The sequence below is a fragment of the Streptomyces sp. NPDC043861 genome (assembly GCF_056435905.1).
This window is the reverse complement of record NZ_JBWKDP010000001.1, coordinates 15,979-40,248: the sequence shown is the minus strand read 5'-3', so window position 1 is coordinate 40,248 and position 24,270 is coordinate 15,979. Positions and strand designations below refer to the sequence as shown.

Below are 24,270 nucleotides of genomic sequence, written 5' to 3'. Positions count from 1 at the left end.
CGAGTCGTGGCGGACCGGGGCCCACATGATCGTCGACAATCTCCGGACGGCCCAGAGGATGGAGCCGGCCTTGCCCCCCAGTCCTGTGGTGCCGGCCCTCGCGCTCGATGCAAGTGCACGACCGGCCACGGGAGTCGGGGAGGCCCGGAGTCGCGGAGGCCTCTTCCGCGCACTCGACCGCTACGGACTCACCGGCGCCCGATCCGCGCCCGGACGAAAGGGGTGATGAAGTGCCGGTTGTGTCCGCCCCCTACGAGATCAACGCTGACGATGTGTTCGTCGACCTCGAGCCGGTCTTCGGGGTACCGCTCCATCTCAAGTGCGAGGGGTTCAATCTCGCGGGCTCCGTCAAGCTCAAGGCTGCGCTGGAAATGGTGCTCGCCGCCGAGCGGGACGGCGTGCTCACGCCCGGATCCGTGATCGTCGAGTCGTCCTCGGGCAACCTCGGTGTCGCACTGAGCATGATTGCGGCGCACCGGGGATACGGCTTCCTCTGCATCACCGACTCCCGCTGCAATCGGGCGAGCCGCCGGCTGATGGAGTCGCTCGGCGCCGAGGTCCGGGTCCTCACCCGGGCCGACGACGACGGCGGTCTGCTGGGTGCGCGGCTCGACGTGGTGCGCCGGCTGTGCGAGGAGGACCCGCGGTACGTGTGGCTCAACCAGTACGCGAACCCGAACAACTGGCAGGCGCACTACCGCAGCACGGCGCCCTCCATCGCGGCGCAGTTCCCCGAGCTGGACGTCCTCTTCGTCGGGGCGGGCACGGGGGGCACGCTGATGGGCTGTGCCCGCTGGTTCCGGGAGCGGACCGGGTCCGTGACGGTCGTGGCCGTCGACAGCGTGGGGTCCGTGACCTTCGGCGGCCCGGCGCTGCCGCGGATGATCCCGGGCCTCGGAGCGGGGGTACGGCCCCCGCTGCTCGATGCGAGCCTGGTGGACGAGGTGGTGATGGTGCCCGAGCGGGACACCCTGCACTGCTGCCATGCCATGGCGCGGCATGGCTTTCTGTTCGGTGGGTCGACGGGGACGGTGGTCAGCGGCGCACTGCGCTGGCTGGCCGCCCGCCAGGACGCCGCCACGCTCACCGCCGTGGCGCTGGCCCCGGACCAGGGCGAGCGCTATCTCGACTCGGTGTACGACCCCCGGTGGGTGGAGCACCACTTCGGTCCGCCGCAGAGCTGGGACGAGCCGGTCGGGAGCACCGGGCGGGAACGGGAACTGGCGCGCGGCTCCTGAGCGTACGGGGCGGGAGTCCAGCGCGAGCCCGGACGGCGTCACGGCCCGCCGCACCGGGGTCCGCGACCCGTCGGTCATGCCTTCCCACGGGTCACGCCTTCCCGCCGTCCGCGAACCCGCCCCATCGACACCGGCCTGCACCGGCCTGCACCGGTCAGTAGACGTCACGGACGTACCGCTTCTCGGAGGCGAGTTGCTTCACATAGGCGGCCGCCGCCTCCGTGTCGAGGCCGCCGTGCGTGGCGGCGATGTCGCGCAGTGCCCGGTCCACGTCCTTGGCCATGCGTGAGGCGTCACCGCACACATAGAAGTGGGCCCCTTCCTGGAGCCACGTCCACAGCTGTGGCCCGTGCTCGCGCATCCGGTCCTGGACATAGACCTTGGCCCGCTGGTCGCGGGAGAAGGCGGTGTCGAGACGGCCGAGGGTTCCGTCTTCGAGGTATGCCGTCAGCTCGTCCTCGTAGTAGAAGTCGGTGGCCCTGTGCTGTTCGCCGAAGAAGAGCCAGTTGGGGCCGCGGTGGCCACGGGCACGGCGTTCGTCGAGGAAGCCGAGGAAGGGAGCCACCCCTGTTCCGGGGCCGACCATCACCATCGGGGTGTCCGGGTCGGCCGGGGGCCGGAAGTGCGGGGCGCGCTGCACCGAGACCGGCACGGGGGCGTCGGGTGCGGAGTCGGCCAGGAATGCGGAGCAGACGCCCTTGCGGAGCCGGCCGTGCAGACTCTCGTACCGCACGACGGATACCGTCAGGGACACCTGGTGGGGGTCGGCCAGCGGGCTGGACGATATCGAGTACAGCCGTGGCTGGAGACGCTTGAGGACCTCGGCCCACTCCTGCGGGGCGGCACGGACGGCGTGCTCGGCGACGACGTCGACGGCCTGCCGTCCCCAGGACCACCGGGCGAGCTCGCCCTTGTTGTCGGGGCGCATCAGCTTCTTCAGGTCGCGGTCGCCGGTACGGTCGGCGACGAAGGCCATGAGGGCCGGAGTGATCCTCGTGATGTCCAGGTGCCGGTACAGGGCCTCCCCCAGGGCGACCGTTCCCACCCCGCCGACCTCCACCGCGCCGTCCGTGTCGAGGCCGGTGACGGCCAGCCATTCCGCCACCAGGTCCGGACAGTTGACCGGAGTGACGCTGAGCGCGTCCCCTGCCTCGTAGTTGAGCGGTGTCCCGCTGTCATGCGTGTCGAAGGTGAACCGGCGGACCTCCTTGCCGGCTCCGGGGAGGCTGAGCAGCCGGTTGCCGACGAGACGGGCGGTGACGGGAGCGGGCCTGAGCCCGCCTGCCGCGGGCCGGGCGGGCGGAGACGGTGGCGTCGGGACGGCGGGCGGGCCGGCGGGGCCGGTGACGAGGGTGGCCAGGACCTGCTCGAGCCAGGCGTGGGCGGACTGTTCGTAGTCCGGTTCGCAGTCGGTGCGAGGGGCCAGTCGCACGGCCCCCAGCTCGTCGAGGCGTTCGTCCAGACGGCGGCCGTGGCCGCAGAAGTCGTCGTACGAGGAGTCACCGAGGGCGAGGACGGCATACCGCCGGCCGTCCAGGCGTGGGGTGTCGGGAGCGGCGAGGGCGTCCCAGAAGCCGGAGCCGTTGTCGGGCGCGTCGCCGTCGCCGAAGGTGCTGGTGATCAGCAGCAGGTCGGCGGCAGGCGGGAGGGCGTGCGGGTCGGTGTCGTCCATGCCGGCGAGCGCCGCACGGTGTCCGGCGGCGGTGAGCCGGCCCGCGGTGGCCGCGGCGAACTCCTCGGCGTTGCCCGTCTGCGACGCCCACAGGACGACCACATCGCGGCCGGGGCTCTCCACGGGGGCGCCGGTGTGCTGCGGGGCGCGTGAGTACATGCCGGCGAGGACTCCGTTGACCCATCGCGCGTGGGCGTCGGTGAACGGTGCGCCGGGCGGCAGTACGGGGATGCCGGGCGCGCCTGATTCCAGTCCGGCCAGGAACCCGACCAGATACTGGCGTTCGTGCTCGGCCAGCACGGGCGGCGGGACCGTCTCCAGCCCGAACACGCCCGCGGTCGGTGCCGGCGATGCGGCGGCGGCCGGGACCTCCGCCGGCGGCTGCCCGACGGGGACGTCGTCCGGTTCCCGCAGCATCGCCACGGGTGCGGCGACCTTCGTCAGGGACACCGCGCACACCTTGAACTCGGGCTGGAAGGAGACCGGGTCCACGGCATCGCTCGTCACCGCATTGATGCTCAGATACTCGCCGAACAGGTCGTTCCAGTGGAACGGCGCGAAGCAGCACCCGGGCCGCACCCGGTCCGTCACGACGGCCGGCAGCACGGCGCGTCCCCGCCGGGAGGCGATTTCCACCGGGTCGCCCTCCCCGATCCCGAGTCCGGCGGCGTCCTCGGGGTGGATCTCGACGAACGGCTCCGGGTTGAGCCTGTTGAGTTTGCGGACCTTGCCGGTCTTGGTGAGTGTGTGCCACTGGTGCTGCAGCCGGCCGGTGTTGAGCACATACGGGAAGTCGTCGTCCGGCATCTCGGCGGGTGGGATGTGCGGGCGCGCGAAGAACACCGCGCGGCCGCTCGGCGTCGGGAACACCGGGCCGCTCCCGTCCTCGCCCAGGTACCGGACCGGGTTGCGGTCCGGTCCGCCCGCGGTCGGCGCGGGCCACTGGACGGGGGTGGCACGGAGCCGTTCGTAGGTCACGCCCCGCAGGTCGTAGCCGGTCCTCGGGTTCGCAGCTCGTTTGATCTCTTCGAAGATCTCCTCCGCGCTGTCGTAGGAGAAGGCGTCCTCGTATCCCATCCCACGGGCCACGCCGGCGATGATCCGCCAGTCCGCGAGTGCCTCCCCCGGCGGGTCAACGGCCGGCCGGGCGAGGGTGAGGTTGCGTTCACTGTTGACCAGTACGCCCTCGCTCTCGGTCCACAGGGCGCCGGGCAGGACCACATCGGCATAGGCGTTGGTCTCCGTGTCGGCGAAGACGTCCTGGGTGATGACGAGTTCGGCTGCCTCCAGCCCTTCGATGACGGTCCTGCGGTTGGCGACCGACGCAACGGGGTTGGTGCAGATGATCCAGCAGGCCTTGATCCCGCCGTCCGCCATCCTGCGGAACATGTCGACGGTTCCCGTGCCGGAACCGTCGGCGCGTATCGTGCCGGGCTCGAGGCCCCACAGCTCCTCGACGAAGGCACGGTCCTCGTCCACGAGCACCGACCGCTGCCCCGGCAGTCCGGGGCCCATGTAGCCCATCTCCCGGCCGCCCATGGCGTTGGGCTGGCCGGTGAGGGAGAACGGACCGCTTCCCGGGCGGCATATCGCTCCGGTGGCCAGGTGCAGATTGATCAGGGCGTTGGTGTTCCAGGTGCCGTGGGTGGACTGGTTGAGCCCCATCGTCCAGCAGCTCATCCACTCCGCCGCCGAACCGATCCACTCCGCCGCCCGGCGGATGTCCTCTTCCGGGATGCCGGTGACACCCGCGACCTCGGCGGGCGGCCAGTCGGCGAGGAACTCGGGCATGGCCTCCCAGCCATCGGTGCGTTCCTCGATGAAGCCGTCGTCCGTGTGACCGTTCTCCACCAGGAGGTGGAGCAGCCCGTTGAGCAGGGCCAGATCGGTCCCCGGCCTGATCTGCAGGAACAGGTCCGCCTTCTCGGCGGTGGCGGTGCGGCGCGGGTCGACGACGATCAGCCGGGCACCCGCCTTCACCCGTTCCATGAGGCGGAGGAAGAGGATCGGGTGGCAGTCGGCCATGTTGGAGCCGATGACGAGGAAGACGTCCGCCTTTTCGAAGTCCTGGTACGAGCCGGGCGGCCCGTCCGCACCGAGCGACAGCTTGTAGCCGGTACCCGCACTCGCCATGCACAGCCGGGAGTTGGACTCGATCTGGTTGGTCCGTACGAAGCCCTTGGCGAGCTTGTTCGCCAAGTACTGCGCCTCCAGACTCATCTGCCCCGAGACATAGAAGGCGACGGCGTCGGGGCCGTGCTCGTCGACGATCGTACGCAGCCGTCGTGCCGTGGTCGCGATCGCCTCCTCGACGCCGGCAGGGACGGGCTCGGCTCCGCGCTCGGCACGTATCAGGGCGGTGGTCAGCCGACCCGGTGCGGCGAGCATGTCCGCAGTCGTCGCGCCCTTGGTGCACAGTCGGCCGAAGTTGGCGGGGTGAGTTCTGTCCCCGGCGGCCTTGGCCACCGTGCGGCGGCCGTCGGGGCCCGTGGCGATGTCGAGCACCATTCCGCACCCCACCCCGCAGTACGAGCAGACCGTCCGCACCTGTGTGGTCCCGGTCCGCGAGTCCTGAGCGACCACTGGCGTCCCCCTCTCGAACGGATCGTGCATCCCGACCGTACGAAATGACCGTTACGCCGCTGTCACGCCCGTCGATCATGAGGGGTTACGCCCGCCACACATCCGCGACGTCACCGCTGTGAGGGCCGCGACCGCCGCGGTCACCGGCCGGCCGATGAAACCGCAGCTCACACGGACCTCAAATCTCCCTCAAATGATCAACGACCGGCATCGCGGGAGTGGATCATGAATGTGGAGGAGATCTACAGGGCACGTTCCGAAGGCAACGGGGCGCACCGCCCGTACATCCTCCACGGCGCGGCACGCATGTGCCCTGCACCGCGGACCACGGACAGACAGCCGGCAGGACGACTGCACTGCGCCGTCCCGCGTCCGGACCCGGCTGCGAACACTGCCGCCGTGGACAGGGAGGCCGCTCCACAGGGGGAACCACGAGGGACGCCCCTACGCGGAATCCGGTGTTCGGATCCACTGACCGAGGCCGGCACATCACGGCCGGACCGCACACACCGGTCCGGGAACACAAGAGGGGTTTCTGAGGGTGCTCAACAACAAGATCGAAGGCCGGCTCGTGGACACCGAAGAGCGGCTCATGGATGTCGACCTCGACATCGCCGACGAGGTGCAGCCGGATCCGCTCGAGGACCTTGCGCGCCGACTCCTGGTGGAGATCGGCGAGGATCCGGACCGCGACGGGCTGCGGGGCACTCCCGCCCGCTACGCGCGTTGGTGGCGCGAGTTCACCGACTACGACCCGGGCACCATAGAAACGCTCTTCGAGACGACGTCCTCGGGGCAGATGGTGGTGGTCTCGGACATCAACGTGTGGTCGCTGTGCGAACACCACCTGCTGCCCTTCAACTGCTCGCTGACCATTGCCTACCGCTCGGCCAAGCAACTGCTCGGGCTGTCGAAGTTCGCCCGGATCGCCCATCAGCACGCCCACCGGCTGCAGGTCCAGGAGCGTCTGGTGTCGGGCATCGCGGAGGACGTCATGAGGATCACTGAAGCACCGGACGTCGCCGTCATCGGCCAGGGCGAGCACCTGTGCATGACCATGCGGGGGATCAGGACCAGCGCCAGGATGACCTCCACCGCGTTCCACGGGGTGTTCGCCGAGGACAGCACCACCCGGTCCGAGCTGCTCGCCCTGGTCCGCGGAGCCTGAGCCCCCGAGCGACGGCCCCGCCGCGGGATCCCCGGGCTCGGTGGGTCCCACGACACACGGCGGTGGCCGGCCGGACCGCCCGCACACCGTCGGCCGGGCGGGACCGACCTGGCGTCGTCGCGTCGGCCATGCCGGGTCGGGGCGGCCGTACGGAGCACCGTCCGGCCGCCGTCGCCGCGGCCGTCCGCCCCCCCCGGTGAGCAGACGTACCCTCGCGGTCCCGAGAGGCATCCGGCCAGGCACCCGGAACTGCTGCCGACGGTGGACGGACAGTGGGCAGAACCGAATTGGATAGGGTCGCCCCGCAGGCGAGGCGGTCGGCTGAGTGGCTCTCGGGACGCGCCGCCGACATGGGGAGGGCCCGCGGTGACCATCGTCTATCAGAAGAAGCGTTCAACTGCTGGCGCCCGAGGCGGAGCCGTCGGCGCACAAGTGGTCGCAGGCCCGCCCGCAGGGAGCGCGATCGTCCGCCTCGGGCGACTGGTTCGGCATCCCGTGTCCGTCACGCTGCTCGTCGCGGGTGTGCTGCATCTGCTCTGGTTCTGGTTCGTCGCCAACAGCGGCGGCGATGTCGCGGCCCAGGACGCGTGGGCGGCGTTCGCCGGCCGGCATCCGGGTTCCGCGTACACCTTCGCGTGGTACGGCGGGATGCACCCCATGTCGTACAGCGTCATCTCGCCGTATGTGATGGCGGCGATCGGCGTGCGGACGACGATGATGGTGGCCGGGACGCTCTCCGCGGGCCTGCTCGCGCTCGTTCTCACGCGCTGCGGTGCGGTGCGGCGGCCTCTGGTGCCGGCATTGTGGGGAGCCGTCGCTCTGACCTGCAATGTCGTGTCCGGCCGGGGCACGTTCGGTCTGGGGCTGCTGTTCGCGCTCGGCTCCGTGGTGCTGTTGTTCCGCCACGGAAGCGGCGACCTGGACGCCTCGCCCTCGCGGCGGGCGCGGCTGTTGCGGGGTGCGGCCGTGGCGCTGCTCTCGCTGCTCGCCACCGCCGCCAGTCCGGTGGCGGGGCTGTTCCTGGGGGTGGTCGGTGCCGCGCTCGTCCTGCAGAGGCGCTGGTCCGCGGCCTGCGCGGTGGCCCTGCCGCCGACAGCGGTGGTGGGGCTGACGGCGTTGCTGTTCCCGTTCGACGGGGTGCAGCCGCTGGCGCTCGCCACGGTGGTGCAGCCCTTCCTCTACGCGACAGCCGTGGCTCTCACCGCGCCACCTCAGTGGCGCACGGTGCGTGCCGGTGCGGTGATCTATGCCGTCGGGGTGGTCGTGACCTGGCTGGTCGCTTCACAGGTGGGCAGTAACGTCGAGCGACTGGCGCAGATCTTCGGCGGTACGGTGCTGTTTGCCGTGGCCGGACAGCGCCACGAGGGCAGCCGGGTGCAACGGCGGGTGCGGCTGGTGGTGGCTCTGCTGGCCTTCGCCGGGACGGTGGCCTGGATAGCCAACAAGACCGTCTCGGATGTGGACCTCACCACCCCCGACGCGGCGTGGGCACGCGGACTTGGTCCGTTGGTGCGGCAGTTGGAGCACAGGGACGCGGAGCTCGGCCGGGTCGAGGTGGTGCCACCGCGGAGCCATCGGGAGGCGTCGGCGCTGGTGCCGTATGTGAATCTCGCCCGCGGCTGGAACCGGCAGGCCGATGTGGAGCGCAACGGGTTGTTCTACGACGGCTCGCTGGACGCGGACAACTACCGTGCATGGTTGGATCGTTGGGCGGTGCGTTATGTGGTGCTGCCGAAGTCGGGCCGGGCGGACATCGGCTCGGTGGAGGAGACGGAACTCGTCTCCGGTGGGCTGCCCTATCTGACCGAGGTCTGGTCGGACGCCGACTGGAGGCTCTACCGGGTGAAGGATCCAGCGCCGCCGGCCGGGCCCTCCGCGTCCCTGGTGCGCGCCGACGAGAGCGAGTTGGTCGTCACCGTGAGGTCATCGGGAGCGGTGCCGCTGCGGGTTCCGTGGTCGCCCTGGCTCGCACTGGTCGACGCCGACGGACGGCGCGTCGAAGGGCGCTCCTCGGAGACCGGATGTCTGGCCGAGGCCGACGGCTGGACCCGGCTGACGGCGCCGCACCCCGGGGTGTACCGGATCTCCGCGCCGTACGGGCTGTCCCGGGGCACCCCCTGCGCGGACTGAGTCCTGACGGGTCCGGCGCCGCACCGTCGGGGCCGGACGGGTCCGGCCCGGACTGTGCGGCCTGCTCCCGGTCGGCCTCGGTCGCGCCCGGTCCGGGCAGCGCGGCGCAACCACGCAACCCGGTGGTTCCGCTCGCGGAGATGCCGGCGCCCATGCGGGTCGGCCCCGGACGCGACGCGGTTCCCGCCGAGCCCTGAGCCCGACGGGAGCCGTGTCGTGAGCGGTGCTGGGACTACTCCCCGCCGGGCGGCACCGGCGCCGGCTGGTCCGCGTGCGCAGGGGTGAGCAGTTGGGTCAGGTGGTGTGCCGAGACGTCCCAGGACCAGGATTCCTGAGCCCACCGACGGCCCGCGGCGCCCATCAGCGCCGCGCGCTCGGGGTCCAGCAGCAGCCGGGTCAGCGTGGCGGCGACCACCTCGGCGTCGGTGCCGTCCACGACCCGGCCCGTCCTGCCGTCGAGCACCGTGTCAGGGGCGCCGCCCGAGTCACCGACGACGACCGGCAGACCGCTCGCCGCAGCTTCGAGGAAGACGATGCCGAGGCCCTCCGCCTCCAGACCGGCCTTGCGTGTCCGGCACGGCATGGCGAAGACGTCCGCCGCCGCGTAGTACGGCGGGGTCTGATCGTGCCGTCGGCCGCCGATGAATCTGACCGCGTCGGCGCCGTGGCGCAGCGCCAGCTTGCGCAGCCGGGCCTCGTCGGGCCCCTGGCCGACCAACAGCAGTACGGCGTCGGGCACCTGTCGGCGGATCAGCGGCATGGCCTCGATCAGCTTGTCCTGGCCCTTGCGCGCGACCTGGCGGGCGACGCACAGGATGATGCGCTTGCCCTCCAGCCCCAGTTCGGCGCGCAGAGCCGCACCGGCTTCGGCGTCGGGCCGGTAGATCTGCGCGTCCACGGCGGGCACCAGACGGCTCAGTTCGGCGCGCGGCCCGAGGGCCGGTGCGATCCGGGCCCGTGTGTATTCGCCGAGGTAGGTGACGACATCCACGCCGTCGCCGATGCGACGCATCATCCTGCGTGCCCCGGGGACACGGGCCCACCAGATCTCGTGGCCGTGGGTGGTCGCCACGATGCGCCGTACGCCGGCTGCCCGAAGGGCGGGCGCCATCATGGCGAGCGGCGCCGCGGCCCCGAACCAGACCCGGTCGCAGCCGTGGGCCCTGGCGAGCTCGACGGCCCGGCGGGTGACCCGGGCGGTCGGCAGCAGCGTGCGGCTGGAGTCACGGACGACGGGGAACGGCAGTGTGGCGTCGTACGCGGTGTCGCCCGGTTCGCGCGAGGTGTAGACGACGACGTCGTCCCCGGGCACCCGCGTTGCCATGGCGTGGACGAACGTCTCTATGCCGCCCTGGCGGGGCGGAAAGTCGTTGGTGATGACAAGTGTGGAACCCATGACAGGGCAGATTCCTTCAGCCGCAGGTGATCGGACGAGTCGTGAAGAGGTAGTTCCGGAATTCGTCCGTGACACCAGCCACCGGACGCCAGTCCCCGCTGCGCCAGCGGTGCATGCGGTAGCCGAGCTCGGCCAGGCCGCTCACGAGCGTGGCCGGCCGCACATCGTACTTGGCGAGGTGCCGGTCCTCGATCTCCAGCAGCAGAGCAGGGCGGTGCCGCAGCAGGGTGTTGCGGGCGCCTTCCAGTACGGCTGCCTCGGCGCCCTCGACATCGGCCTTGATGAAGTCGACCCGGTCCAGGCCCATGTGGTGGCACAGGCCGTCAACGGTACGCACGGCCGTACGCACGGGCCGGGAGCGCGCGAACTCGGTGTTCGGGCCGGGCCCCGAAGCTCCCTCGGTGAGGTAGGCCCGCCCGTGTACGGGCAGCAGACGGCGCCGGGGCAGACTCATCGTGCTGTTCTGCGCCCGCGCGCCGAGGGCCATGCGGTGCACCGTGACGTTGTCGCATCCCAGGGCCGAGGCCGCCGTCCGCAGCCACTTGGCCGGGCCGGGCAGCGGTTCGACACTGTGCACAGCACCCTTCGGCCCACTCAGCGCGGACAGCGTCCAGGTGTAGAGACCGTACTCGGCCCCTATGTCGAGACAGACGGCGCCCGGCGGCACCAGCGGCCGCAGGCCGGCCACCTCCTCCTCGATGAACGGCCATCGCGGGGCGGCCCAGCGCAGCGCGCGGGCGAGTGAGGTCGCACGCAATCCCGCGGACGCGAAGCCCCCGGCCCGGACGGACGGCGATCCCGTGCGCTGTGTCAACGTGCCGCTCATGAGAGCCTTTCATGTTCGGAAGTGGTCGACCTCCTATCTGACCATCCGACACGGCCCGTTACAGTCACCTTCAGGACGAGATCCCTGCCACATTCCTCGGCTTCCGGATGTACATCACCAGCAGGGGGACACGACATGGGACCCCGCATCTCCGTCGCGAGCGAGGCGGATCGGCAGGGGTGCCATCGGAGGTGCGGCGTACCGCTCCGAGCTGGCTGACGGCATCGCCGCTTCCCATCCGGCACATCGTCAAGCACGGTCCGGGGGTGTCTCGCCCACCAGACCTCATGGCCCGTGGGCGGTCGCCACGGTGCGCCGTCTCCGCGCCGCAGGACCGCTGCCGTCAGCGAAGGGTCGCGGGGACCGGTTGCCGAGCGTCGTTCCCGGGCCGGCGGACCGCTCGGGCGACCTGGTCGGTGAGTCGGGAGCTCCCACACATCAGACGGACCGCCTGATCGTGGCCGGAACGGCCCACCGTGTGTCCACGACCCTGGTGAGGCCAGGGCCGTCGGGCCGGCGCTGCTCGTACGAACGGAATACGGCCCAGCAGACCAGCAGTGCCACTGCGAACACGGGCAGCCAGGCCAGCCTCGCCAGCACCCAGCCTTCGCTGTCGGGCACGGTGTGCAAGCCGGGCAGGGGCTCGCCGACGAGCAGCCCGAGTGCGGTGACAGCGATCATCGCGGTCTGGTGCCAGAGGAAGATCGTCATCGCGGAGAGGTTGGCCATCGCCACCGCAGCCCAGACGCCGGGGCGCCGCAGCGCTCGTCGCAGCGGGCCGATCAGCAGCAGGGCCGCGCCGCATTGGGTGAGACCGAAGGTGACGACCGTGAGGGTCGGCGGGTCGAGGTTGGAGATCTCCTGGCCGGGCACCCCGACCATGGAGGCGGGGTAGCCCCCCCAGAGGACGAGCCCGGCGGTGGTGGCTGCGCCACCGAGTAGCAGCACCCAGCCGGTGCTGCGGCTCTGCAGACCGCCCCGGGCCCAGGCCGCGCCGAGGCAGTAGGGGACGAGCCAGCCGGCCAGCACATTGAACGAGCTGAGCCATTCAGGTCCGTCCAGGCCGAACCGGATTACGTCGATATGGAGTACGACGGCGAGCGGCCACAGCGGATGCAGCTTCATCACCAGCGGAGTCGCCGCCGTCAGGACCGCGAAGACCAGCAGGAACCAGAGGGGGGACCACACCAGCTTGCACAGCGCTCGTACTGTCAGCCATTCGACCCCGGCCGCGAGCATCACGCCCGCTGCCACGATCCAGACCACCAGCACGGCGACGACTGGCCGGAACAGCCGCATCAACCGGGCGCCGAGCCATCGACCGTACGACTCGTTGCGGGTGCGGGCGGAGTCGTAGCTCAACGCGGCTACCTGCCCGCCCACCAGGAAAAAGACCGCGAGTGTCTGGAAAACCCAGGAAATCGGGGCGAGTTCGGACATGTTCTGGAGCGGACTGGCACCGCGCACCGTGCCGCTGTCGGCGACCAGGCCGGTCACCAGCCAATGACCCAGCACCACACCCAGGATGGCGACGGCACGCAGGGCGTCGACGGCACGGTCCCGGTTGGGAGGCGTCGCGGATTCGATCCGCCGGACGAGTTCACGCACGGCCAGCCTCCGCAACCTTCTCGGACCCAGCCCGTCCGGCAACGATCCGAGCGATGTTCTTCAGGGACACGGAATCGGCCTTCAGGTAGCCGTCGTGGTTGGAATGCCCGGCAGAGAACACCTTGGCTCCGAACTCGGGCGAGACCGGGTCGGTTCCGAACCCCACCGTTGTGAAGAGAAGTTCGAGCTTCACATGGGGCACGTCGGCGATCGGGTCCTCGTCGCCCCGTCCCGCCCAGACGGTGGCCCGGGTGTCGAGTTCCGCGGCTCGGTCGAAACCGACGCCGGGGCTGCCGAAGAGAACGATGTCCGAGACATCCACCCCGGAGGCTGCCCCGGCGCAGACCACGGAACCGTAGGAGTGGCATACGAGCGAAGTCCGAGCAGAGGACTTGAGTCTCTTCAACTCGGCCATGAATGCCCGTAGTTCGGGGACAGCGCTCTCGGCGCGTCCCGAAGTCACGGCGGCCAGGCTCACCATGGTGGGTGTTTCGTATCCGAGCCAGGCAACGACGGCAGAGCGGCTACCCAGCTCCCGCTGGAGCATGACGGAATCGCGTCGTAAGCGCCAGTACCTGTCGAGATTGTTGTCCACGCCCGGGACCATCACAACGATCCGCTCGGCCTGTGACAGGTCGCCGTACACCTCGACGGTGCGGCCGCCGTCACGGCCGTCGAACGAGAGGAACTGACGTTTCCGGTCAGCCATTCTGCTCAGCTCGGCGGCCCGCTTCCGGTCGCCGTGATCCGCAGCCATCCGCTCGGCGGCCCTGATGCCGTCGCGGTTGACGGCGTACCTGTCGGTGAGGGCCGCGGGGGTGGCGGCGCTCAGAGGGGCAAGCGTGGGCGGTACGGGCGCCGGCACAGCCACAGGGCGGGCCGCACCGGACACCGGCACCGCCACCGATACGGCGACCAAGGCCGCGAAGAAGGTCCGGTAAAGGCGGTCTCTGCGCGGGCGGGACGCCATGGCTGATGGTCCTTCCATATGTGATCTCTGTCGTGTTCCGGTGCCGAAACTACGGATCACGCCTCCTGATCTGCATCACTCCTGAGAAGGCACTTTCCGCGTAGCTCTGAGGTATGACGAGTAGGACTGTCCTGGTCAGCCGTCAGGGAGCCGTGTCACTGCGGGTTTCGGGCCACTGCGATTCCTCGGTGCCTATCGGTCATCGACTCGCTGCACCATGAGGGCGGTCGGGCGTTCGACCACTGTCTGAACTTCCGTGCGGCGCGACCGACGGCCTATCGTCCGACCTACCAGGCGCTCGGTGCGGGGGCACTGAGCAGGGGTCTGAACTGCACTGCGGATCCACGCCCCACGCTGCTGATCGACCGAGGGATGGACACTGCCGCTATGCACTCCGCGATGGTGATCGGCACAGGTCTGATGGGCACCTCGGTGGCACTGGCTCTCCGGGCGCATGACGTGACCGTGCACCTTCGGGATACTGACCCGCAGGCGTTACGGACGGCTGCATCGCTGGGAGCCGGGACATCGCAGGCGCCGACGGAGAACGTGGATCTGGCGATCGTGGCAGTGCCGCCGCCCCTGGTCGGCAGGGTACTGGCGGACGCGCAGGCAGAGGGTCTGGCGCGTCACTATACGGATGTTGCGAGCGTCAAAGCAGAGCCACAGCATGATGCCATCACCCTCGACTGCGACACATCCCGCTACATCGGGGGCCATCCAATGGCGGGCGCGTCACGCAGCGGCCCTCTTTCAGCCCGGGCCGATCTGTTCGAAGGGCGCATGTGGGTCCTCACACCGACGACGGACACGGACACGGACACCCTCAACATGGCTCTGGAATTGGTGGCCTCGTGCGGCGCCGTACCGGTCGTGATGCAGGCTGCCGCACACGACCGTGCGGTCGCGCTGGTTTCGCACGCCCCGCATGTCGTGGCCAGCCTGGTCGCCATGCGCCTGGAGAATGCCAAGGAACGAGAGGTGAGCCTCGCAGGGCCCGGCCTTCGGGACCTCACCCGGATCGCGGAAGCCGACCCGCAATTGTGGTTGGACATACTGAGCGCCAACGCTGGTGCTGTGGCTGACTTGCTGGAGGAACTGGGTTCCGACCTCGAGCGGATGGTCGAGGGGCTGCGTGCTGTCGCAGCGACGGATGAGGCCAAGCGCCACAACGGAGCCGAGATCGTCGGGGACATGCTGCGCCGAGGCAAGTCGGGTCGCGCCCGCATCTCCGGCAAACACGGGTCCCGACCCGAGCGGTTCGACGTGGTGAGCGTCATGATCGGGGATCAGCCGGGCGAGTTGGCGAAGCTCTTCGCGGATGCGGATCGCGCCGGGGTCAACATCGAGGACATCCGCATGGAGCACGCCACTGGCCAACTGGCCGGAGTGGTCCACCTCAGCGTCGCGCACGATGTGACGGCGCCCCTGAGAAAGTCTCTCCGGGCGCGAGGTTGGCGGGAGCGCTGAGGGAGGGAGAAGGCCTCCGTGCGCGCCCCGGTCGGCGCCGCGTGTGCCCGTCCTGGGCAGCCGGGCCGTGAAGGCCACGTCAACGGTTCGTGCTTCCGCACCGAAGAGGACAGGACGTGAATCCGTTGTTCATCACGAGCGGGGAAACAGCGCCGTACTGATCGACGACAGCCGTAGGCCGGTGAGAATCCTGCGCGGCACCTCGGCAGACGCACGCACGGACGTCATGTCGGCAGGCTTTCGCACGGCGACTCAGCGGTTCCAAGGCCGGTCAGTCTTCCGGCACGGTCGGAGCGGGCGTGCCGGGAAACACCGGTCGGCCCTGCGAGCATCGCGTCGCAGGGCCGACCGGTCCACTCCGGGGCAGCGCTAGTCAGCCACCCTGCGCTCCGAGGAGTGCGAAACCTCGCCCAGCTCCCGCGCGAACTCCCGCCACATCTCAGCGCACTGACGCGCTAGGTCCACCACCAGGTCGCCGCAGTGCGATGGCACCACGGCGGTCAGCGCGGACCACTCCCTGGTCCCGATGGCATTCTGCTGGAGCAGTCGCAGCAACTGCCGCCCCTCCTGCTTGTGCCTCAGCGAGGGGTCCCGCAGCAGCTTCTCCAGGACGGCGGCCGGTGCGGGCGGTGCCGTCGGCGCCTTTCGTGGGGCCTTCGGCCGGGCGGTCGAGGCCGGCCCGAGGTCACCGCTCGGGCCTGGCGCCTCGGTTGCGGCAGGAGGCTGTCCCGAGTCGAGTCGCTTACGGACGTCGCTGACCGTAGCCGGTGAGATGCCGGCACGCCGGGCCACCTCGCGCAGCGAGGCCATCGGGTTCTCGGCGATGAGCTCGGCGGCCCGACGCCTGCCCTCCGCGCTGCTCAGCGGACGGACCTTGCCGTCGAGTCCGACGCGAGCGGCCGGCTGCTGCGCGAAACCTGTCATCTCGCGCCGAATGTTCGCGACCGTCCGTGACCCGAGTCCCGCGGACCGCGCGATCGCCCGGTCCGACCTCTGGGGGTGGGAGCGGATGATCCGCTCCGCGGCCCTGCGCCGGTCGGCGTGCGACAGCGGAAGACCGTGCGCCACGTTCGCCTCGACGGCGCGCAGGAAAGCGTCCTCCGCGCTGCCGTCGAAGAACTCGACATCGATCGACTCCTGGCCCTTGAGCGTGGCAGCTGTCAGGCGGTGCATGCCGTCGATCACCCGCATGGTACGGCGATCGACCAGAATCGGGGGCAGCGGGGCATCGAGCTCCGCCAGCCTGGCCACGTGGTCGACGTCCTTCCCCCGCGAACGGGGGGAGTCCCCTGGAAGAAGTAATGCGATCGGTAGCGTCGCGACCTTTCGCGGGAACGTGCTGCCGGGCACGGCAGGGTCCGCCGGACCACCGGCTGTGTCGGTGTCCACGGAATCGGGTAGGTGGACGAGGAAATTGCTCACAGTGTTTCACCCCGTTGACTAGCTGTATGCACCTGCCCACTGAGGAGGTCACGGACCTCGACAGAGCACAGGCCGGATGTGCGGACCCCATCCCGCGTCTCCGTTCCATTCGATCCGGCGTCAGGGCAGTCGTTCGACGTGGTTACGCCCCCCGCACCACGTCGACGGCCCCGTTCACCGCCGCTCCCCCAATCGTCGAGAGGTCACCCCCTGACGTGCCGCATCACAGGCATTCCCCTCGTCGTTCTCGTGTTTCATCCTGTCGACGCGTCAGCCGGCCGGACCCCGATACGCGCGGCTACGCGCCCAGACCGATCCGCTGCTCCGGCACGCGGACGTCCCTGTCCGGGGTGCGGATGTTCTCGTCCAGTTCCTGCGCGAATTCCGTCCAGGTCTCTGCGTACTCGCGGGCGAGGTCGACGACGAGGTCCCTGCAGTGCGAAGGCACGACGGCGGCCAGCTTGGTCCACACCTGGTCGCCGAGCGCGTTCTGCTGAAAGAGGCGCAGCAGGTGACGGCCCTCCTCCTTGTGGCGCAGGGAGGGGTCGCGCAGCAGCTTTTCGATCAGCGCGACCGGGTCCGGCTGCACCAGCCGCACCTTCTGGTTGGCGCGCTGCCGAGGAATCTGCTCGGAGACGGTCGGTGGGATACCGTCGGGCGCCGGGGCGGCGACGACCGGTCGGCGCTCCGCGACCGGCAGTTCCCCGGAGAGCAGCCGCTTGCGGACGTCGCTCACCGTCGCCGGCGAGATCCCCGAGCGCCGCGCCACCTCGCGCAGCGAGGCCTCCGGGTTCTCGGCGATCAGCTCGGCGGCCCTCCGGCGCCCCTCGGCGCTGCTCAGCGGACGGACCTTGCCGTCCCGTCCGATCCTGACCATCAGTTGAGGGGCCGCGTGGGCCGAGGTCCGCCGGATGGTGGCGACCGACTTCGCGCCCAGGCCCGAGGCCCGGGCGATGGCTCGGTCCGACATCTGGGGGTGGGCCTCGAGGATCCGCGCGGCCGCGGCTCGGCGGTCCTCCTGCGACAGCGGGAGGCCGTGTGTCACATTCGCCTCGACCGCGCGAAGGAACGCCTCCTCGGGGGTCCCGTCGAAGAGCTCCGCGTCGATCGTCTCCCGCCCTTTGAGGCAGGCCGCCAGCAGACGGTGCATCCCGTCGATCACCCGCATGGTTCGGCGGTCCACAAGGATGGGGGGAAGCTGCTCGTCGAGCTCCGCAAGGCGGGCCACGTGGTCTGTGTTCTGCCCGTCCAGACGGGGCGACTCTCCGGGAATGAGCGACGCGACCGGGAGGGAAACGATGTCGCGGCCACGCATTTCTGCCGCCGCAGCGACTCGGCCATTATCACTGGTTGAACTAAATTGCAAATTATCCGCACTTGCCCGACTCATACTCGTCTCCCCCATCGGATGGATAGATCAATCCGGTTGCGCTGAACCCGTCTTGCCGGGGCCGGAAGGACCGCGCTCGCCGTGGGGGAAGCACGCCCGAGCGCCGCCGACGATCGGGAACTTGACACCCTCGAAGCCGGACAGCGGTTCAGGCAAGGCAAGCCTCCCCTGATCCCACACGTAACACCAGTAACTTCCGAACACCCATACCCATAGTCACCCTTGAGACACAGCAGTGTCGAGGCGTCCCCGAGATTTGGCCGATTGGCACTCGAGCGAGTTCGAACGGCCCTCAGCGGAGCCCCCGGCCGCTGGCCAGGCGTTGCCGGAAGGGGAACTCGCCATGAGGTCTGCGCTGCGCCCCGCGTACGTGTTCAACTGCCGCGTCGCGTCGGTTGAACACGGCTCGGCGCGTGCACGGGACGCTGCCGCGGCTGCGCGGCGCAGAGGGGGAGACGGAGGCGTCGCGTCGACCGGCTCCTCGGGGATCGGTACGGAAGGTGACCAGGCTCCGGGAAACGCGCAGCCCGTCCGATGTGGCCCAGTGGTCCCTACCTTGTCGAGCCGGATGAGCGAGCCGTTCGTGGAGTGCCCTCGAGGGTGTCGTTGACCGATTCGATCCTTTGGCGGGGCAGCAACGGCCGAGTTCAACGGGGATGCAGCCCACTCCCCCGGAGCCAGAAGTCCGGGACGGTCGGCGGGTCCACGTGCCGCTCGGCGTCGATCACGCGGCCAGGACCTGCCGTTTCGAGCATCGTCGGGGCGGCCACGGCCCAGGTCGCCGGTAGACCGGCCGGGGTGTGAACGAGGTGCGGCATCGGTCAACGGTGAAATCGGAAGTCGGAGCGACAGCGGCCGTAGCCGGCAGGCCGCTGCTCCACCGTCTCACGGGGGCGGGCTCAGTCGACGGGTCGAGTCACGATCCAAAGGTGCGTTGTCCGCGGGACAGCGGGCCGCAAAGCAGGGGCGTCGTCCGATTGAGCGGCAGTGCCGCCCTCGGAGGTTGGTGCAGGCCGGGTACCGGGGCAGGGCAGGGGAACATCGAGTGCAGTTGTGCCTGGGCGAAGCGCAACCGATTGGCCTCGCAGTGGCAGCCCGGCATGGCACGGGCCACAGCAGGGTGATCGGCTCGGCCTCGAAGCGACGGAGCCGGTCGTCCTCACCATCGCCGGGCATTCAGGCGGTTGTCGACAAGCGTGCGCAGTGCCGTCAAGAGGGTGTCCAACTCGGGGGTCACAACCCGAGGTTGGACACCCTCTCCACGTCTGAGTAGCCCCGCATTCGGAGCTACTCGTCTAGTTCTGCGCCGCCATGGCCTCGATCAGGCTCTTGGGCCGCATGTCGGTCCAGGAATTCTCGATGTAGTCGAGGCACTCCTGGCGTCCCGCCTTCCCGAACACCGAGTTCCATCCGTCGGGCACGTCGATGAAAACGGGCCACAGCGAGTGCTGGCCCTCATCGTTGACCAGGACCAGGTATTCGGCATCGGGATCCTCGAACGGATTCGTCACCACGCCGTCCTTTCTTGAGTACATGAGGTGGATAGCATCGTGGCGCGCGTTCGCCTGGGCGCTTCACCCGGCCTCGCCCCACCGTCGGTGGCCGTCCGGCGCGGTGCCCGGCCCCGTACGAAGCCACTATGGCCTCAGGCCGCGCCGTCGAGTCAACCGATGCGAGCCGCCCGCCTCAGCTGGCTGTTCAACTGATCCCCGCGCGCCGGTTGAACGATGGCGCGATGCCCATTCGTCCACAACAGGCCGACCTTGATCGGCTTACCGGCCGGTGTCATCGTGAGTAGCCGCCTCACCGCAGTAGTGGGCCGTTCCCCGTCGGCACCGGCCCAGTGGACCCCGATGGCGCAACTCACCTCCGGCCGCGGACAGTCCGCCCCGGACCATCCCTCGTTCGACTTCCAGGAGGCCGTCTTGCCCGCACCCACCGCCAGCGAGGGAGCGCCGTCATGCCGTTCGTGAGCGCCAACGGGATCCGGCTCTCCTACCAGCGATCGGGCCGGGGGGAACCGGTGCTCCTCATCATGGGCTCGGGCGCTGCCGGCCGCGTGTGGACCATGCACCAGTCACCGGCCCTGGAGCGGGCGGGTTACGAGACGATCGTCTTCGACAACCGAGGCATCGCGCCGTCAGACACACCGCCCGGCGACTACTCGCTCGCCGACCTGACCGCCGACACCCTGGGGCTGATCGAGGCGCTGGACATCGGGCCGTGCCGCATCGTCGGGACCTCGATGGGAGCCATGATCGCCCAAGAGCTCGCGCTCGCCCGGCCCGATCTGGTGCGCTGCGCCGTCCTCATGGCCACCAGGGCCCGCTCGGACGCCACCCGGCGGTTGCTGCAGGCGGCGGAGCGCGAGCTGAACGCCACCGGCGTCACCCTCCCACCCAAGTACCAGGCCGCGCGCACCGCGCTGGAGATGTTGTCCCCCACCACACTGAACGACGACGTCGCCGCCTCCGGGTGGCTCGAGGTCTTCGAACTGACCGCAGGTCACACCGTCCCCGGCCAGGACTCGGTCGACACTGTCGGCGACCGCCGCGAGGCGCTTCGCGGCCTCACGGTGCCGTGCCGCGCGATCGCATTCGGCGACGACCTCATCTGCCCGCCCCACCTGGTCGCCGAGGTGGCGGACGCCATCCCGGGCTGCGACTACGTGGAAATCCCCGGCTGCGGCCACCTCGGGAACCTGGAGAACCCTGACGCGGTCAACAAAGCGATCATCGAGTTCCTCAACAAGTACTGACAGCCCATCACAAGCGCGGAGTTGGTTCCAGCATGGCAAGGATCAAGGACTCGGCACCGGGCGGGACCAGGGCGCGGAGCGACGACGAGGCGGCCGACGGGCGCATCAGGAAGGGGACGATCCGGCGGATCGTGCCGTACGCCCTGAGCTATCCGTGGAGCATGGCCCTGCTGCTGCTGAGCACGGTGGTCGACGCGGTGGTCACCGCGGCCGGCCCGCTGGTGCTGAAGAAGGTCATCGACGACGGCATTCTGCCCGGGCGAACCGACACGGTGGTGTGGCTGTGCCTGGCCGTCGCCGGTCTGGCCCTGGTCGAGGCCGGCTCGATGTACGTGCAGGCACGATGCTCGGGACGGATCGGCGAGGGCGTCGTCTACGACCTGCGCAACAAGGTGTTCGCGCACATCCAGCAGCAGTCGCTGGCGTTCTTCACCCGCACCCAGACCGGGGCGCTGATCAGCCGGCTGAACACCGACGTGGTCGGGGCCCGTCAGGCGGTGACTGGCGTGCTGTCGCAGTCGCTGTCCATCGTGCTGTCGCTGGGGCTGGTTCTGGCGGCGATGCTCTACCTGTCCTGGCAGATCACCCTCGCCGCCCTGGTGATGATCCCGTTCTTCCTGCTGCCGGCGCGGCTCATCGGGCGCCGGCTGCAGCGTCTCACCCGGGAGCGGATGGAGCTGGACGGCGAGCTGAGCACGCTGATGAGCGAGCGGTTCAACGTCGCGGGCGCGGTGCTCGCGAAGCTGTACGGCCGCGCGGAGAACGAGTCGGGACTGTTCGCGCACAAGGCCGGCCGGGTACGGGACATCGCCGTCTCGGTGGTCGTGCACGGCCAGATCCTCGGCGTCCTCGGCGTCGTGCTCACCGCGATCACCACCGCCTTGGTCTACGGGCTGGGGGGTGTGCTGACCATCGACGGCTCACTCGCGCTCGGCACTCTGGTCGCCATGGTCGCTCTGCTGATGCGGCTCTACGGTCCGATCAACCAGTTGTCGAGCCTGCAGGCGAGCGCCATGACAGCACTGGTCAGCTTCGAACGAGTCTTCGAGATCCTGACTCTGCAGCCGAACGTCGCGCAGGGCCCCGATGCCCGGGACCTCGGCGGGCTGCGCTCCGACGGCGCGCCCGAAATCACCTTCGAGAAGGTCTCCTTCCGCTACCCGAGCGGCGACCAGGACACGCTGGCCTCGCTCGGGCACCCGGCTGCCCGCCGCTCCGAGCAGTCGGAGGAGGCATGGACCCTTCGGGAGCTGAGCTTCGAGGTCCCGGCCGGGAAGCTCACCGCCCTGGTCGGGCCGTCGGGGGCGGGAAAGACAACGATCACCCAGCTCGTGCCCCGGCTCTACGACCCCACCGAGGGCACCGTCCGCGTGGACGGCCACGACGTCAGGGATCTGACGCTGCAGTCGCTGCGCGACACGATCGGTGTGGTCACTCAGGACGCCCATCTGTTCCACGACACCCTGCGGGCCAACCTCGAGTACGCCCGGCCGGGGGCGAGCGAGCAGGAGCTGGTCGAGGCCTGCGAGGCGGCTCTGATCTGGGACACCGTCCGCTTGCTCCCGGAGGGCCTCGACACCGTGGTCGGCGACCGCGGCTACCGGCTGTCGGGCGGTGAGAAGCAACGGATCGCGCTGGCCCGGCTGTTGCTCAAGGCACCGCCGGTGGTGATCCTGGACGAAGCCACCGCCCACCTCGACTCGGAGGCGGAGGCGGCGATCCAGCGCGCGCTGAAGACCGCCCTGACCGGGCGCACCTCGCTGGTGATCGCCCACCGGCTCTCCACGATCCGCGAGGCCGACCAGATCCTGGTTGTGGAGGCCGGGTCGATCCGCGAGCGCGGCACACACGAGGAGCTGCTGGCCGCGGGCGGCCTGTACGCCGACCTCTACCACACCCAGTTCGCACAGCACGACCCGCTGGAGGAGGCGGTGCTCAGCCCGGAGCCGCGCTGACGTGGCTCTCCGGGGTACGACGAAGGTGCCGTCCACCGGTCCTGGACCGGTGGACGGCACCTTCGTCGTACCCGAGGGCGCTACCGCGCCCGGTCGGCCGGTCCGCAGACCTGGCCAACTGGGGGTGGTGCGCCAGTTGAACAGCCGGCGGTATCGGGCTAGTGGCCGCGGGCGAAGTCGTGCACGACCACCGCGACGGCGCCGACGGCGGGGTGCTGCTGCAGGACCGCCTCGATCTCACCGAGCTCCATCCGGACTCCCGCGATCTTGACCTGGCGGTCGACACGTCCGAGGTACTGCAGAGCCCCCTGTGGGAGGACCGTCACCGCGTCACCGGTCCGGTAGAGCCGCCCGGTCGGCGTCGAGCGGAACGGGTCGCGGCAGAACGCGTCCCGGGTCCGGTCGTGGTCGCCGACATAGCCGCGCCCCACGCAGACCCCACCGACGAACAACTCCCCGGTCTCACCGGGCTCGCAGGCGTGCCAGCCGTCATTCTCCTGACGCAGCACGTAGAGCTGGGAGTTGATGACCGGGGCGCCGATCGGCAGACGCAGCAGGTCGAGGTCGGCGGGGAGCACGGTGTGATGGGTGACGTCGTCGGAGCATTCGGTCGGGCCGTAGGCGTTGACCAAGCCGGCCTGGGGCATCTCTCGCAGCCAACGCCGGGCGACCTCGGTCGGCAGCTCCTCTCCGGTGGCGAGCATCCACCGCAGACCCTCCAGCCGGCCCGCGGTCGGGGCGGCGGCCAGGTCGTCCAGCAGCAGGCGGACCATGGTGGGCACCAACTCCACAACGGTGACCCGGTGTTCGTCGACGAGCCGGGCGAAGGCCACCGAGTCGTGGGCCGTTGCGTCGGCGACGACGGTGACCTGGCCACCGACGACCAGCGGGCAGAGCATCTGCCAGATCGAGATGTCGAACCCCAGCGGGGCGGTCTGCGCGACGACGTCGCGCTCGGTCAGCCCGAGGTCGACGATCTTGGCGTGGAGGTGGTTGAGCATGCCTTGGTGCTCCACCACCGCGCCCTTGGGCCTACCGGTGGAGCCGGACGTGAACAGTACGTACCGGGGCTGGTCGACGCGTTCCAGCCGGGCCGGGCCCTGCCAGGGTTCGCAGGAGGCGGCCTCGATGGTCCGGACCACGGGGATCCCGGCCTCCTCGGCGCCCTCGGCGAGCGAGGGCGAGACCGTCTCCGGGTCGGTGTTCAGCAGCAGGACGGCTCCGGCCTGGTCGATGACGTCCGCCACCCGCCGGGCCGGCCAGTTGCCGTCCGCCGGCAGGTAGAGCGCGCCGAGGAGTTCGGTGGCCAGGAAGGCGGCGACGACTGCGGTGCCGCGTTCGCCTCCGACCGCGACGACCGTGCCGGGGGTGACGCCCTCACGCTCCATCAAGGTGGCCAGGCGCCTTGCCTCCAGGGCCAGCTCGGCGTACCCGAGCCGGCGGTGGGCGTCCCTGACCGCCGGCCTGCCGGGGTCCCGGGCGAAGTGCTCCACCCTGGTGATGACGGCGTCGGCAAGGTCGACCGCATGGTCGCGGGTCACCGCCATCTCTCGAGCGCGCTGGAGCTCACCCGGGGAGATCGCAAGTTCCGGCAACTCGGCGGGGCCGAGCAGGCCATCCACGATCGTCATGAAATCCGCTCCTTGTGATCGGCACTAATAGCCGCTACTTACTGTTCAGGGAA

At 70.1% G+C, this 24,270-nt stretch carries 15 protein-coding genes; 6 read left to right on the top strand and 9 right to left on the bottom strand.

Translation table 11 applies throughout. The features are described from left to right. Positions 1–230 precede the first annotated feature (230 nt). Positions 231–1,238, top strand: coding sequence for a 2,3-diaminopropionate biosynthesis protein SbnA (sbnA, locus tag AC068D_RS00120; protein ID WP_478820620.1), 1,008 nt, complete (start codon positions 231–233; stop codon positions 1,236–1,238). Positions 1,239–1,392: 154 nt separating this feature from the next. On the opposite strand, the gene AC068D_RS00115 is transcribed toward sbnA, so the two are convergent. After that, entirely contained in the window at positions 1,393–5,418 is a 4,026-nt protein-coding gene (locus AC068D_RS00115) for a molybdopterin-dependent oxidoreductase (RefSeq protein WP_478821363.1), read from the bottom strand. Positions 5,419–6,034: 616 nt separating this feature from the next. On the opposite strand from AC068D_RS00115, the gene folE reads away from it, so the two are divergent. Both folE and AC068D_RS00105 read left to right on the top strand, forming a co-directional pair. Further along, positions 6,035–6,661, top strand: a complete 627-nt coding sequence (folE, locus tag AC068D_RS00110) for a GTP cyclohydrolase I (RefSeq protein ID WP_478820619.1) — start codon at positions 6,035–6,037, stop codon at positions 6,659–6,661. A gap of 366 nt (positions 6,662–7,027) precedes the next feature. After that, positions 7,028–8,791, top strand: a complete 1,764-nt coding sequence (locus AC068D_RS00105; protein WP_478820618.1) for an MFS transporter — start codon at positions 7,028–7,030, stop codon at positions 8,789–8,791. A gap of 232 nt (positions 8,792–9,023) precedes the next feature. Here AC068D_RS00105 and AC068D_RS00100 read toward each other — a convergent pair whose 3' ends face one another. The 4 genes from AC068D_RS00100 to AC068D_RS00085 all read right to left on the bottom strand — a co-directional run bounded on the left by AC068D_RS00100 (position 9,024) and on the right by AC068D_RS00085 (position 13,591). After that, the gene (locus AC068D_RS00100) at positions 9,024–10,187 is read right to left on the bottom strand and encodes a glycosyltransferase family 4 protein (protein WP_478820617.1); all 1,164 of its coding nucleotides are present in this window, start codon (positions 10,185–10,187) and stop codon (positions 9,024–9,026) included. Positions 10,188–10,203: 16 nt separating this feature from the next. Further along, the gene (locus AC068D_RS00095; protein ID WP_478820616.1) at positions 10,204–11,013 is read right to left on the bottom strand and encodes an FkbM family methyltransferase; all 810 of its coding nucleotides are present in this window, start codon (positions 11,011–11,013) and stop codon (positions 10,204–10,206) included. Positions 11,014–11,451: 438 nt separating this feature from the next. Continuing rightward, positions 11,452–12,621: an acyltransferase family protein gene (locus AC068D_RS00090; RefSeq protein ID WP_478820615.1), complete on the bottom strand. Its 1,170-nt coding sequence runs from the start codon at positions 12,619–12,621 to the stop codon at positions 11,452–11,454. Then, entirely contained in the window at positions 12,614–13,591 is a 978-nt protein-coding gene (locus tag AC068D_RS00085) for an alpha/beta hydrolase (protein WP_478820614.1), read from the bottom strand. The genes AC068D_RS00090 and AC068D_RS00085 overlap by 8 nt, the downstream gene beginning before the upstream one ends. Positions 13,592–13,963: 372 nt before the next feature. Between AC068D_RS00085 and AC068D_RS00080 the strand changes: the two genes are divergently transcribed. Continuing rightward, positions 13,964–15,061 (top strand): prephenate dehydrogenase, encoded by a 1,098-nt coding sequence (locus tag AC068D_RS00080; protein WP_478820613.1) that lies wholly within the window; start codon positions 13,964–13,966, stop codon positions 15,059–15,061. A 369-nt stretch (positions 15,062–15,430) separates the two neighbouring features. On the opposite strand, the gene AC068D_RS00075 is transcribed toward AC068D_RS00080, so the two are convergent. The 3 genes from AC068D_RS00075 to AC068D_RS00065 all read right to left on the bottom strand — a co-directional run bounded on the left by AC068D_RS00075 (position 15,431) and on the right by AC068D_RS00065 (position 19,384). After that, positions 15,431–16,312 (bottom strand): ParB/RepB/Spo0J family partition protein, encoded by an 882-nt coding sequence (locus AC068D_RS00075; RefSeq protein WP_478820612.1) that lies wholly within the window; start codon positions 16,310–16,312, stop codon positions 15,431–15,433. Between the two features lie 469 nt (positions 16,313–16,781). Then, positions 16,782–17,711, bottom strand: a complete 930-nt coding sequence (locus AC068D_RS00070; protein WP_478820611.1) for a ParB/RepB/Spo0J family partition protein — start codon at positions 17,709–17,711, stop codon at positions 16,782–16,784. Positions 17,712–19,168: 1,457 nt separating this feature from the next. Further along, on the bottom strand, positions 19,169–19,384 hold the full coding sequence (locus AC068D_RS00065) for an MbtH family protein (protein WP_478821362.1): 216 nt from the start codon (positions 19,382–19,384) through the stop codon (positions 19,169–19,171). 449 nt (positions 19,385–19,833) lie between these two features. Here AC068D_RS00065 and AC068D_RS00060 point away from each other — a divergent pair, with 449 nt between their 5' ends. After that, positions 19,834–20,631 carry an alpha/beta fold hydrolase gene (locus AC068D_RS00060; RefSeq protein ID WP_478820610.1) on the top strand — a complete coding sequence of 266 codons (798 nt, stop codon included), beginning with the start codon at positions 19,834–19,836 and terminating at the stop codon, positions 20,629–20,631. 32 nt (positions 20,632–20,663) lie between these two features. Further along, a complete protein-coding gene (locus AC068D_RS00055; protein WP_478820609.1) occupies positions 20,664–22,586 on the top strand; it encodes an ABC transporter ATP-binding protein in 1,923 nt (640 codons plus the stop codon). Positions 22,587–22,744: 158 nt separating this feature from the next. On the opposite strand, the gene AC068D_RS00050 is transcribed toward AC068D_RS00055, so the two are convergent. After that, on the bottom strand, positions 22,745–24,217 hold the full coding sequence (locus AC068D_RS00050) for an amino acid adenylation domain-containing protein (protein WP_478820608.1): 1,473 nt from the start codon (positions 24,215–24,217) through the stop codon (positions 22,745–22,747). Positions 24,218–24,270: the final 53 nt, after the last annotated feature.